Annotated in this window: 13 protein-coding genes; 8 read left to right on the top strand and 5 right to left on the bottom strand. The window is 67.1% G+C overall.

What is annotated here, in order from left to right:
• Nucleotides 1-99 precede the first annotated feature (99 nt).
• A complete protein-coding gene (locus tag V3B46_RS06605; RefSeq protein WP_329891445.1) occupies nucleotides 100-1521 on the bottom strand; it encodes an MFS transporter in 1422 nt (473 codons plus the stop codon).
• A gap of 29 nt (nucleotides 1522-1550) precedes the next feature.
• Here V3B46_RS06605 and soxR point away from each other — a divergent pair, with 29 nt between their 5' ends.
• Nucleotides 1551-1985, top strand: coding sequence for a redox-sensitive transcriptional activator SoxR (gene soxR, locus V3B46_RS06600; protein WP_125428541.1), 435 nt, complete (start codon nucleotides 1551-1553; stop codon nucleotides 1983-1985).
• Between the two features lie 73 nt (nucleotides 1986-2058).
• On the opposite strand, the gene V3B46_RS06595 is transcribed toward soxR, so the two are convergent.
• The gene (locus tag V3B46_RS06595) at nucleotides 2059-2661 is read right to left on the bottom strand and encodes a short chain dehydrogenase (protein ID WP_154262559.1); all 603 of its coding nucleotides are present in this window, start codon (nucleotides 2659-2661) and stop codon (nucleotides 2059-2061) included.
• Between the two features lie 100 nt (nucleotides 2662-2761).
• On the opposite strand from V3B46_RS06595, the gene V3B46_RS06590 reads away from it, so the two are divergent.
• On the top strand, nucleotides 2762-3637 hold the full coding sequence (locus tag V3B46_RS06590) for a LysR family transcriptional regulator (protein WP_329891444.1): 876 nt from the start codon (nucleotides 2762-2764) through the stop codon (nucleotides 3635-3637).
• A 108-nt stretch (nucleotides 3638-3745) separates the two neighbouring features.
• On the opposite strand, the gene proC is transcribed toward V3B46_RS06590, so the two are convergent.
• The gene (proC, locus tag V3B46_RS06585) at nucleotides 3746-4567 is read right to left on the bottom strand and encodes a pyrroline-5-carboxylate reductase (protein ID WP_154262561.1); all 822 of its coding nucleotides are present in this window, start codon (nucleotides 4565-4567) and stop codon (nucleotides 3746-3748) included.
• 18 nt (nucleotides 4568-4585) lie between these two features.
• Nucleotides 4586-5263 carry a YggS family pyridoxal phosphate-dependent enzyme gene (locus V3B46_RS06580; protein ID WP_329891443.1) on the bottom strand — a complete coding sequence of 226 codons (678 nt, stop codon included), beginning with the start codon at nucleotides 5261-5263 and terminating at the stop codon, nucleotides 4586-4588.
• An 87-nt stretch (nucleotides 5264-5350) separates the two neighbouring features.
• Here V3B46_RS06580 and V3B46_RS06575 point away from each other — a divergent pair, with 87 nt between their 5' ends.
• From V3B46_RS06575 to V3B46_RS06565, 3 genes are all read left to right on the top strand, one after another.
• On the top strand, nucleotides 5351-6388 hold the full coding sequence (locus V3B46_RS06575; RefSeq protein ID WP_006422551.1) for a type IV pilus twitching motility protein PilT: 1038 nt from the start codon (nucleotides 5351-5353) through the stop codon (nucleotides 6386-6388).
• A 95-nt stretch (nucleotides 6389-6483) separates the two neighbouring features.
• Nucleotides 6484-7626, top strand: a complete 1143-nt coding sequence (locus V3B46_RS06570; protein ID WP_329891442.1) for a PilT/PilU family type 4a pilus ATPase — start codon at nucleotides 6484-6486, stop codon at nucleotides 7624-7626.
• A 180-nt stretch (nucleotides 7627-7806) separates the two neighbouring features.
• Nucleotides 7807-8790, top strand: a complete 984-nt coding sequence (locus tag V3B46_RS06565; RefSeq protein WP_154262563.1) for an aldo/keto reductase — start codon at nucleotides 7807-7809, stop codon at nucleotides 8788-8790.
• 66 nt (nucleotides 8791-8856) lie between these two features.
• Here the strand turns inward: V3B46_RS06565 and V3B46_RS06560 are convergent, their stop codons facing one another.
• The gene (locus tag V3B46_RS06560; RefSeq protein WP_154262564.1) at nucleotides 8857-9756 is read right to left on the bottom strand and encodes a LysR family transcriptional regulator; all 900 of its coding nucleotides are present in this window, start codon (nucleotides 9754-9756) and stop codon (nucleotides 8857-8859) included.
• Nucleotides 9757-10071: 315 nt separating this feature from the next.
• On the opposite strand from V3B46_RS06560, the gene V3B46_RS06555 reads away from it, so the two are divergent.
• From V3B46_RS06555 to V3B46_RS06545, 3 genes are all read left to right on the top strand, one after another.
• Nucleotides 10072-10284 carry a DUF4287 domain-containing protein gene (locus tag V3B46_RS06555; protein WP_014646220.1) on the top strand — a complete coding sequence of 71 codons (213 nt, stop codon included), beginning with the start codon at nucleotides 10072-10074 and terminating at the stop codon, nucleotides 10282-10284.
• Nucleotides 10285-10379: 95 nt separating this feature from the next.
• Nucleotides 10380-10829, top strand: a complete 450-nt coding sequence (locus V3B46_RS06550) for a GNAT family N-acetyltransferase (protein WP_154262565.1) — start codon at nucleotides 10380-10382, stop codon at nucleotides 10827-10829.
• A 92-nt stretch (nucleotides 10830-10921) separates the two neighbouring features.
• Nucleotides 10922-11629, top strand: coding sequence for a YitT family protein (locus V3B46_RS06545; RefSeq protein ID WP_032130182.1), 708 nt, complete (start codon nucleotides 10922-10924; stop codon nucleotides 11627-11629).
• Nucleotides 11630-11715: the final 86 nt, after the last annotated feature.

Below are 11715 nucleotides of genomic sequence, written 5' to 3'. Positions count from 1 at the left end.
GCCGCGGGGGGGCCCCGCCGGCGCCCCCCCAACCCCCGGGGGGGGGGGGGGGGGCGGCGGGCCCCCCCCCCCCCCCCCCACTACCGCAATGCGGCGGTGCTACACCCGCCGCGCGATCACCGTGGCCAGCAGCGCCAGGCCGAAGGTGATCGCCAGGCACAGCACGTAGCCGGTGTGGGGTGCGTTTTGCACGAACAGCGCGAACAGTGCGCCGGAAGCCGCCAGCGCGGTGGTCACCGACAGCGCCTCGCTCAGCTGCAGTGCCGAGGTGTTGGCACCCTGCTCGTGCGGTGCGGACAACGACAGCGTCAGCACCGACAGGCTGGCGTAGATCATGCCCATGCCGAAACCGGTCATGGCCCAGCCGACCAGGGCCACCGGCAGCGGCACTGCGTTGAACAGCACGGCCAGTGTGGCGGCGATACCGATCGTCATCAGCGGTGTGCCTACGCGCAGCAGCTGCTGGCGTGACCAGCCGCACTGCTGGTGGCCCTGCAGCCATGAACCGGCGAACCAGCCCAATGCGCCGAGGCTGAGCACCGCGCCGGCCCAGCTGGGCGAGAGCCCGCGTTCGCGCTGCAACAGCAGTGGCAGGTAGGCCTCACAGGCGAAGAATGCGGCCGCCGCGACGCCGCGCAGCGCGATCACGCTGGGCAATCCGCGGCGCAGGATCAATGTGCCGGGGGGCAGCAGGCGATGCACACAGAACAGCAGCGCCAGCAGCGCTGCGCCAATGCAGAGCAGCGCTGGCAGGCCGCGCTGCTGGCCACCGAAGTAGAGCAGCAGCGCCGCCAGCGAGGCGCCGCTGGCCCAGCGCACCACATTGCCGCGACCATCGTCGCTGTTTCCTGCATCGCTCGGTTGCATGCGCGCCAGCGCCGGGCGCAGCAGCAGCGCGGCCGGGACCGCCAGCAGTGGCACGGCCAGGAACACCCAGCGCCAGCCGAGATGCTGCACGATCAGCCCGCTCAGCGCGGGGCCGATCATTGACGGCACCACCCAGCCGGCCGAGAACGCGGCGAATACCTTCGGGCGCAGGTGCTCGGGATAGCTGCGCCCGACCATCACGTACAGTGAAACCGAGATCGCGCCTGCGCCCAGGCCCTGCAGCAGTCGGCCCGCAACCAGCATGCCCATGCGCATTGCGAAGCCGGCCAGCAGCAGGCCCAGCACGAAGCAGGCCAGCCCATGCCACAGCGGACGCGCCGGCCCCTGGCGGTCGGCCCAGCGCCCGGCCAAGGTCATGCCGATCACGCTGGTGGCCAGGGTGCCGCCGAAGGCCAGCGCATACAGGCGCAGGCCGTCCAGCCCCTCGGCCACGGTTGGCATGGCGGCGGCCACCGCCAGGGCTTCGAAGGCATGCAGCGCCACCAGCGCCACCATGCCGATGGTGGTGGCGCGGTAGCGCGAGGACAGGATCGACGTATCGGACGGCGCGATGGCGTCGGCGGGCGAGAGGGTCGGGGTCATACGGGTCAGATGCGGGCCGCGCTTGTCAACTGGCGGCGAAGATAGCAGCATGACACCTCAACAACGGTTGAGGTCAAGCAATGGTGTCCCAGGAACTGAGCGTGGGCGAAGTCGCCCAGCGCAGTGGCGTGGCGGTTTCCGCGCTGCATTTCTACGAGCGCAAGGGCCTGATCAGCAGCCTGCGCACCTCGGGCAACCAGCGGCGCTACAGCCGTGACGTGCTGCGACGGTTGGCGGTGATCCGCGTCGCGCAACGGGTCGGCATGCCATTGGAAGCTGTCGGCCGTGCCTTCGAAAGCCTGCCCGAGGGCCGCGCGCCGACCAAGGCCGACTGGGCCAAGCTGTCCGCGCGCTGGCGCACCGAGCTGGAAGAGCGCATCCACATGCTGGAACTGCTGCGCGACGAACTGACCGGCTGCATCGGCTGCGGCTGCCTGTCGCTGCAGCGCTGCCGCCTGGCCAACCCCGAAGACGTCCTCGGTGAACGCGGCGACGGCCCGATGCGCTGGGAGTGACCCGCGAAAAGGGGACGGAGGGGATTATGTCGTTTGTGCATTAATGACTTAATCCCCTCCGTCCCCTTTTTTCTTACCAGACCGTGATCGTCTCGCCGCTCTGGATGCCTTCCACCGCGCGCTGGAAGGCCAGCGCCGCACGCTGCGCGCTCACCGCTTCGAAGCCTGGGAAATAGGGGCCGTAGGCTGCCATCGATTCGATCAGCACGTTCGGGCTGACCACGTTGATGCGCAGGCCACGCGGCAGCAGCTCCAACGCCGCGGCACGCACGAAGCCTTCCAGCGCGGCATTCACCGAGGTGGCGTTGGCGCCATCGCGGATCGGCTGTGCACTGACGATGCCGCTGGTCAGGGTGATCGAGCCGCCGGCATTGAGGTGGTGCTGGGCGAGCAGTGCCAGCCGCACCTGGCCCAGCAGCTTGTCCTGCAGGCCGAGGTTGAACTGCTCGGGTGTCATGTCCTTCAGCGGACCGAAGTGCAGCTTGCCAGCGGTGGAGATCACTGCATCGACCGGACCGGTGCGCGAGAACAGTTCGGCGACGCTGGCGTCGTCGGTCAGGTCGACGCGCAGTTCACCGCTGTTGCGGCCGGCGGCGAGGATCTGATGCTGCTGGCCGAGCTGGTGGGCGACTGCCTGGCCGAGAGTGCCGCTGGCACCGACGAGGAGAATCTTCATGGCCGTTCCTTGCGAGAGGGGGAATGGGCGCAGTCTGCGCCACTCACAGTGGGTTAGGTAAGCGGCGTATGCTTCGCAGATTCCTAACTCTGGATTAGCAATGGATACCCTTCGCTGCATGCAGGCCTTCGTCGCCGTGGCCGAGTGCGGAAGCTTTGCAGGAGCCGCCGAACAGCTGCAGGTGTCGGCGGTGATGGTCGGCAAGTACATCCAGCAGCTGGAGGCGCACCTGGGTACCGCGCTGCTGCAACGGAACACCCGCCGCCAGCGCTTGACCGAAGCCGGCAGCGCCTACCTGGCCGGGTGCCGGCAGGTGCTGGAGCAGGTGCAGCAGGCCGAGGCCGACGTGGCTGGCCTGCAGCTTCAACCTCGCGGACTGCTGCGGGTCAGCGCGCCAACCACCTGGGGCAGCTGCGTACTGGCGCCACAACTGGCCGGCCTGCTGCGCGCGCAGCCGCAGTTGAACATCGAACTGCATCTGAGCAACCGCCGTGTGGACCTGATCGAGGACGGCTTCGACGTGGCGATCCGGGTCGGGCCGCTGCCATCGCAGGAGGTGGTGGCGCGACCGCTGCCGCCGTATGCAATGAGCCTGTGTGCGGCACCGTCGTACCTGCGCCGACGCGGCACGCCGCGCACGCCCGCGGATCTGCAGGGACATGATTGCCTGAGCCACCTAGCCTGGCGCGGCGGCCATGGCTGGCAGCTGGCCAACGGCGAACAGGTGGACTGGGAGGCGCGCCTGACCTGCAATGACGGGGTTGCGCTGCGTGAAGCGGCGGTGGCCGGCGCAGGGCTGGTGCTGCAGCCGACCGCACTGCTGGCCGGCGAAATCGCGGCAGGGCGGTTGAAGCCGTTGCTGAGCGACTACCTGCCCGAACCGCGGCCGATGCACCTGATCTACCTGCCGGATCGACGGCCGCGCCCGCGGTTGCAGTGCTTCGTCGATTTTGTCACGGCCACGTTGGGGCAATGAGCATCCACGCATGGCGTGGATCTACTAAGGAGCGCCGTGCATTCCATCAGTAGATCCACGCCACGCGTGGATGACGGTGGGTGCCGACCGTTGGTCGGCACGCCTGTTTCAATCATTCGCCGCAGACAGTTCCTGCCCACGTACCTGCGCGGCGCGCAGCGCCGTGTCCACCAGCGCCTCGAAGCCACCGGCCTGGAAGCTCTCGATCGCGGCCTGGGTGGTGCCGTTCGGCGAGGTCACGCGACGGCGCAGCTCGGCCGGGCTTTCACCGGCCTCATCGAGCATGCGCGAGGCTCCCAGCAGGGTCTGCACCACCAGCGCACGCGCGGCGTCGGCCGGCAGGCCCTGGGCGATACCTGCCGCTTCCATCGCTTCGGCCAGCAGGAACACATAGGCCGGCCCGCTGCCGGATACGGCAGTCACCGAATCCATCAGCGATTCGCTGTCGATCCACACCGTGCGCCCGGCACTGGCCAGCACCTGTTCGGCGCGCGCGTGCTGCTGTGCATCCACCGATGGCGTGGCATACAGACCGGTCACGCCGGCGCCGAGCAGGGCCGGTGTGTTCGGCATCGCGCGCACCACCGGCAGATTGCCGCCCAGCCAGCGTTCCAGCTGCGCGCTGGTGATGCCGGCGGCAATGGACACCACCAGCGGCTGGTTCGCCTGCGCCAGCGCCTGCAGCGACTGGCACACATCGCGCAGCACCTGCGGCTTCACCGCCAGCAGCCAGGTGCGGCCCTGTGCGGCCGCATCGGTTGCGTTGTCGTGCACCTGCACGCCGAAGTCCGCCGCCAGTGACTCACGCAGTGCCACAACCGGTTCGGCCACGTGGATGTGCGCGGCAGGCACGCCTTGGCGGATCAGGCCGGCGATCAGGCTGCGGGCCATGTTGCCGCCGCCGATGAAGGTGATGGAATCAGCTGCCATGGAAGTCTCCTTGGAAATTCAGGCCGGGCGCGGGCGCGCGCCGAACAGGGCGGTGCCGATCCGCACCAGGGTGGCGCCCTCGGCGATGGCTTCGGCGTAGTCGCTGCTCATGCCCATCGACAGCGTGTCGATCTGCGCGTGCTGGGCAGCCAGCGACTGGAAAAGTGTGCGCATGCGCACGAATGCATCCCGACGCCGCTCCGCTTCGGGCCACGGTGCGGGAATCGCCATCAGTCCGCGCAGGCGCAGGGCGGGCTCGGCGGCAATCGCGGCGGCCAGTGCGTCCACATCCTCTGGTGCACAGCCGTGCTTGCTGGATTCGTCGTCGACGTTGACCTGGATCAGTACATTCAGCGGGCCGCGCGCGACCGGGCGATGGCGTGCCAGCGCGGTCACCAGCTTGGGACGGTCCACGCTCTGCACCCAGTCGAAATGGCTGGCCACGGCATCGGCCTTGTTCGACTGCAGGTGGCCGATCAGGTGCCATTCCAGTTCCAGGTGTTGCAGCGCCTGCATCTTAGCCAATGCTTCCTGCACGTAGTTCTCGCCGAAGGCGTGCTGGCCCTGTGCGGCCAGCGCCGCCACGGCCTCGGCCGACTGGGTCTTGGACACCGCCAGCAGGCGTGGGTCGGGCCTGCCAGCGGCCTCGGCGGCGGCATGCAGGTTGCTCAGGATCTGGGGCAGGGGAGTGGCCACGTAACGCGTTCCGTTGAATCAGGAGGCTATACTGCCGCCCGGGGAAAGATCCTTCCAGTCGAAGCCGTTATTGGGGAGTAGCCGCTCATGGATATCGCCGAGCTGTTGGCGTTTTCCGTAAAGAACAAAGCGTCCGACCTGCATCTGTCCGCAGGCCTGCCGCCGATGATCCGCGTGGACGGCGACGTGCGCCGGATCAACATCCCAGCCCTGGACCATAAGCAGGTCCACGCGCTGGTGTACGACATCATGTCCGACAAGCAGCGCCGCGATTACGAGGAATTCCTCGAAGTGGACTTCTCCTTCGAGATCCCGTCGCTGGCGCGCTTCCGTGTGAACGCGTTCAACCAGAACCGCGGCGCCGGTGCGGTGTTCCGTACCATTCCGTCCGAGGTGCTCACCCTTGAGGACCTGGCCTGCCCGCCGCTGTTCCGCGAAGTGATCCAGCAGCCGCAGGGCCTGATCCTGGTGACCGGCCCGACCGGCTCGGGCAAGTCGACCACGCTGGCGGCGATGATCGACTACATCAACAAGAACGAATACGGCCACATCCTCACCGTCGAGGATCCGATCGAATTCGTGCACACCTCGCAGAAGTGCCTGATCAACCAGCGCGAAGTGCACCGCGACACGCATGGCTTCAACGAAGCGCTGCGCTCGGCGCTGCGTGAAGACCCGGACATCATCCTGGTCGGCGAACTTCGCGACCTGGAAACCATCCGCCTGGCACTGACCGCCGCGGAAACCGGCCACCTGGTGTTCGGCACCCTGCACACCAGTTCGGCGGCCAAGACCATCGACCGTATCATCGACGTGTTCCCGGCCGGCGAAAAGCCGATGGTGCGCTCGATGCTGTCCGAGTCGCTGCGTGCAGTGATCTCGCAGGCGCTGCTGAAGAAGGTCGGCGGCGGTCGTACCGCTGCGTGGGAAATCATGGTCGGCACCCCGGCCATCCGCAACCTGATCCGCGAGGACAAGGTGGCGCAGATGTACTCGGCCATCCAGACCGGCCAGCAGTACGGCATGATGACCCTGGACCAGCACCTGCAGGACCTCGTCAAGCGCAGCCTGATCACCCGCAACCAGGCCCGCGACTACGCCAAGGACAAGCGCCTGTTCGAGTAAGGACGGCTTCGGCGCGGCGGCCCGCACAGGCGTGGTCGCCGCATTGACGTTCCGCCATCGACCGATCTCTGGCACATGCCCATTGGGAGCCCGCCATGAACAGCACCGCCAGCACCATCGATTTCACTTCGTTCCTCAAGCTGATGGCGCACCAGCGCGCCTCCGACCTGTTCATCACCGCCGGCATGCCGCCGGCGATCAAGGTGAACGGCAAGATCTCGCCCATCACCCAGACACCGCTGACCCCGCAGCAGAGCCGCGACCTGGTGCTGAACGTGATGACCCCGGCGCAGCGCGAGGAGTTCGAAAAGACCCACGAGTGCAACTTCGCCATCGGCCTGGCCGGAGTGGGGCGCTTCCGTGTGAGCTGCTTCTACCAGCGCAACCAGGTGGGCATGGTGCTGCGTCGTATCGAGACGCGCATTCCCACCGTGGAAGAACTGAGCCTGCCGCCGATCATCAAGACGCTGGCGATGACCAAGCGCGGCATCATCCTGTTCGTCGGCGCCACCGGTACCGGTAAATCCACCTCGCTGGCGGCGATGATCGGCTACCGCAACCAGAACTCGACCGGTCACATCATCACCATCGAAGACCCGATCGAATTCGTGCACAAGCACGAAGGCTGCATCATCACCCAGCGCGAAGTGGGCATCGATACCGACAGCTGGGAAGCGGCGCTGAAGAACACTCTGCGCCAGGCGCCGGACGTGATCATGATCGGCGAAGTGCGCACCCGCGAAGGCATGGACCACGCCATTGCCTTCGCCGAAACCGGCCACCTGGTGCTGTGCACGCTGCACGCCAACAACGCCAACCAGGCGATGGACCGCATCATCAACTTCTTCCCGGAAGACCGCCGCAACCAGTTGCTGATGGACCTGTCGCTGAACCTGAAGGGCGTGGTCGCGCAGCAGCTGGTGCCGTCGCCGGACGGTCGCTCGCGCAAGGTCGCCATGGAAATCCTGCTGGGCACGCCGCTGGTGCAGGACTACATCCGCGATGGCGAGATCCACAAGCTGAAGGAGCTGATGAAGGAATCGGTCCAGCTGGGCATGAAGACCTTCGACCAGAGCCTGTTCGAGCTGTACCAGGCTGGGGAGATCAGCTACGAGGACGCGCTGCGCTACGCCGATTCGCAGAACGAAGTGCGCCTGCGCATCAAGCTCAGCCAGGGCGGCGACGCCCGCACCCTGTCGCAGGGGCTGGATGGCGTGGAGATCTCCGAGATCCGGTGACCTGGGTGTTCCGTAGAGTCGAGCTTGCTCGACTGTTCTTTTCGAGTCGAGCACGCTCGACTCTACGGGCGGGCGGCTGCCCGTATTGATGAATTCCAGTCATGACCAACTGCAATGTTGCCCATTCAATCGGCGGCCGGTGCAGGCGTATCGTCAGCGCTCCCCCTCTGGAGCACGACGATGCAGACACGTGAACTCGGCCGCAGTGGCCTGAAGGTTTCCGCCCTGGGCCTGGGCTGCATGGGCCTGAGCCATGGCTACGGCCAACCGGTGGAGCGCAGCCAGGGCATCGCCCTGCTGCAGGCCGCCGTCGAGCGTGGCGTGACCTTCTTCGACACCGCCGAAGTGTACGGCCCCTACACCAACGAAGACCTGCTCGGCGAGGCGCTGGCGCCGTACCGCGACAGGCTGGTGATCGCCACCAAGTTCGGCTTCAAGGATGCGCGCGTCGATACCGGGCTGGACAGCCGTCCCGAGAACATCCGCGCGGTGGCGGAGGCCAGCCTCAAGCGCCTGCGCACCGACCATATCGATCTGTTCTACCAGCACCGCGTCGACCCCAACGTGCCGATCGAAGATGTCGCTGGGACTGTTCGCGACCTGATCGCCGAAGGCAAGGTCGGCCACTTCGGCCTGTCCGAGGCCAGTGCCGCCACCGTGCGTCGCGCCCATGCAGTGCAGCCGGTGGCCGCCGTGCAGAGCGAGTACTCGATGTGGTGGCGTGAGCCGGAGCGCGAACTGTTGCCGACGTTGCAGGAGCTGGGTATCGGCTTCGTGCCGTTCAGCCCGCTGGGCCGTGGCTTCCTGACCGGCGCGATCAACGCCGATACCACCTTCGACGCCAACGACTTCCGCAACACCGTGCCGCGTTTCGAAGTGGAAGCGCGTCGTGCCAACCAGGCACTGGTCGATCGCATCAGCACGATTGCTGCCGCACGTGGCGCGACGCCGGCGCAGGTGGCGCTGGCCTGGCTGCTGGCGCAGGCACCGTGGATCGTGCCGATTCCGGGCACCACCAAGGTCCATCGCCTGGAAGAAAACCTGGGCGCGGCCGACCTGCAGCTGGCGCCGGAGGAACTGCAACGCATCGCGCAGGCGCTGGATGAAGTGTCGATTGTCGGTGAGCGCTACAACGCGCAGCGCGCCGCGCAGGCCAAGGGCTGACCGCCGGGCCACCCTGTCTCTGGCGGGTGCGGACCGGGGTGGGTGCGGACCGTTGGTCCGCACACCTCATCCAGCCATCGGCCCGCGCAACGCATCAAGCACCGTGCGCATCGCCACGGTGACGTGGCGGCGTGACGGGTAATACGCGTAGTAGCCATCGAAGTGCGGGCACCAATCGTCCAGCACCGACTGCAGCCGGCCATCGTCCAGCATCGGCTGCACCTGATCTTCCGGCAGCCAGGCCAATCCGCTGCCGGCCAGCGCAGCCGCTCGGGTCATGCCCATGGTGTTGAAGGTCCACTGACCGGTCACGCGCACGCTCAGTTCGTTGCCGTCCTGGCCGAAATCCCACGGCATCAGCCCGCCATGCGTAGGTAGGCGCAGGGTGACGCAGTTGTGGTTGGCCAGATCGTGGGGATGCCGCGGCACCACGTACTGGTGGAAGTAGCTGGGTGCACCGACCACGCGCATGCGCAGCGGCGGGCTGATCGGCACCGCGACCATGTCGCGCGCGAGCCGTTCGCCGAGGCGAATGCCGATGTCGTAGCGCTCGGCGACGATGTCGGCCAGCCCGTAGTCTGCAGCCAGTTCCACCTTCAGGTCCGGATACTGCTGCAGCAATGGCGCCAGCCGCGGCCAGGCGATGTATTCGGCGGCATGGCCGGTGGCATTGATGCGGATGGTGCCGGCTGGGCGTTCGCGGTACTCGGCGAGTGCTGCGAGTTCGTCCTCGATCTCGGCCAGGCGCGGGGCAAGAGTCTCGAGCAGGCGCGCACCGGCTTCGGTGGTGGACACGCTGCGGGTAGTACGGGTCAGCAGGCGCACGCCGAGGCGCTCTTCCAGGCCGCGCATGGCGTGGCTGAGCGCGGACTGGGAGACACCCAGCTGGGCGGCGGCCCTGGTGAAGCTGCCTTCGCGGGCAACGTGGACGAAGGCCTGCAGGTCGTTGAGGTTTTCACGGGGCATGACGGGATGATACGGCCGGGCTGCGCCCGGCACCTGCCGAAACAACGTCAACGGCAACGTCAACTTCAAAAGCAGGCTATCCGTGGGATGGCGGGGCGGGTCCGGTTGAGGGGGACGCCGTAAACCCATCCGTGGGGGCTTGGTCGCGGCATCCATGCCGCTCACACCCCCTCAACCGGACCCACCCCGCCTTCGAGAGTTGGCTGCGGTCTGTCGGGCGAGGTGGGGTTGGAGCTCGTTCTGTCTGGACGTGTGGGGTTGTCGATTTCTGCGTCTGTGGTTCGTCGAACGGATGACTTTCAACAGGAGCTGCACATGAGCACTGACACCAAGCCGAAAGGCCCGGCCTCGTATTTCCCCTCCATCGAGAAGACCTACGGGCAGCCGGTGGCGCACTGGTTCGGGCTGCTGGCGGGCAAGAAGGGCCTGAAACACATGGAACTGGTCAGCTTCCTGAAAAGCGAGCACGGGCTGGGCCATGGCCACGCCAACGCGCTGGTGGCGCACCATCTGGCCGGAAAGGGCTGAGCAGGCAACCCTGCGCTGAACGATCGTGTGGGGTCTGGCCACACGGCCTCCAGGGTCAGGCAGACTGGGCGTTCATCCCGAGGCAGGACGCCCATATGCAGGTCACGCTGGAAGCGATCACCCTCGACAACTACGAAGCGGTATGCGATCTCGACGTCAGCGAGGCGCAGCAGGATTTCGTGGCCGGCAATACCTGGTCGCTGGTGCAGGCAGCATTCCATCCCGGCTACCAGACCCGCGCCATCCAGGCCGATGGCGAGCTGGTCGGGTTCTTCATGTGGGTGCCGGAGACGCCGCAGCGCATCTCGATCTGGCGCTTCATGGTCGACCAGCGCTGGCAGGGGCGTGGCATCGGGCGGCGCGCGCTGGAACTGGCGCTGGCGCAGATCCGGGACACGCCCGGCCTGGCCGAGATCGAGATCTGCTACAACCCGCGCAATCCGGTGGCGGGCGCCTTCTATGGCAGCTTCGGTTTCGTCGAGACCGGCATGGACGATGATGGCGAGGACATGCTGGCCGTGCTGCCGGTGACACCTCCGGAGTAACCTGAATGGGCAGCGCAGCTGAACGATTTCATCTGCAACTGTCATGCAGATCGTGTCTAATATCGCTCCCCACCTGCTGTTCCCCCACCCGTATGTCCCTTCCCGCCCATGGCCCCGCGCCGTGCGACGACGCTGACGGCCACCTGGTCACCGCCGGTCCGCTGACCCCGCCGCCCGACAGTGCCGGCACCACCGCCGACGAAAAAGCGCTGCGCCACTCGATTGCCGAGGACGTGCAGGGCATGGTGCTGGCCACGATGGTGGCCTCGCTGGGCCTGGCCATCTTCGCCAAGGGGGGGCTGATGATCGGCGGCATGGCCGGCATGGCCTTCCTGCTGCACTACTCAATGGGTTGGAACTTCGGCCTGGTGTTCGTGCTGGTCAATCTGCCGTTCTACTGGGTGGCGCTGCGGCGCATGGGCTGGGAGTTCACCCTGAAGACCTTTGCCGCGGTCACCGCCTGTGGCGTGCTGACCGACCTGCTGCCGCGCTGGATCGATTTCTCGCACATCAACCCGCTGTATTCGGCGATCGTCGGTGGTGCGTTGTCGGGCCTGGGCATTCTGTTCTTCATCCGCCACCGTGCCAGCCTCGGCGGCATCGGCATCCTGGCGGTGTACCTGCAGCGCACCCGCGGCTGGAGCGCAGGCAAGGTGCAGATGTCCTACGACGCCTGCCTGATGGTGGCCGCGTTCTTCGTGCTGTCGCCGTCGAAGGTGCTGTATTCGGCGATCGGCGCGGTGGTGCTCAGCCTGGTGCTGATGTTCAACCACCGCCCGGGCCGTTACATGGGCGTGTGACGAATCGACGGTAGTGGGGGGGGGGGGGGGGGCGGCGCCCCCGCGGGGGGGGGGGGGGGGGGCCGCGGCCCGCCGCCGCGGGGGGG

Source organism: Stenotrophomonas sp. SMYL11 (genome assembly GCF_036320005.1).
GTDB classification, from domain to species: domain Bacteria; phylum Pseudomonadota; class Gammaproteobacteria; order Xanthomonadales; family Xanthomonadaceae; genus Stenotrophomonas; species Stenotrophomonas maltophilia_A.
The sequence above is the reverse complement of the archived record's forward strand: the minus strand, read 5'-3'. Positions and strand labels throughout refer to the sequence as shown.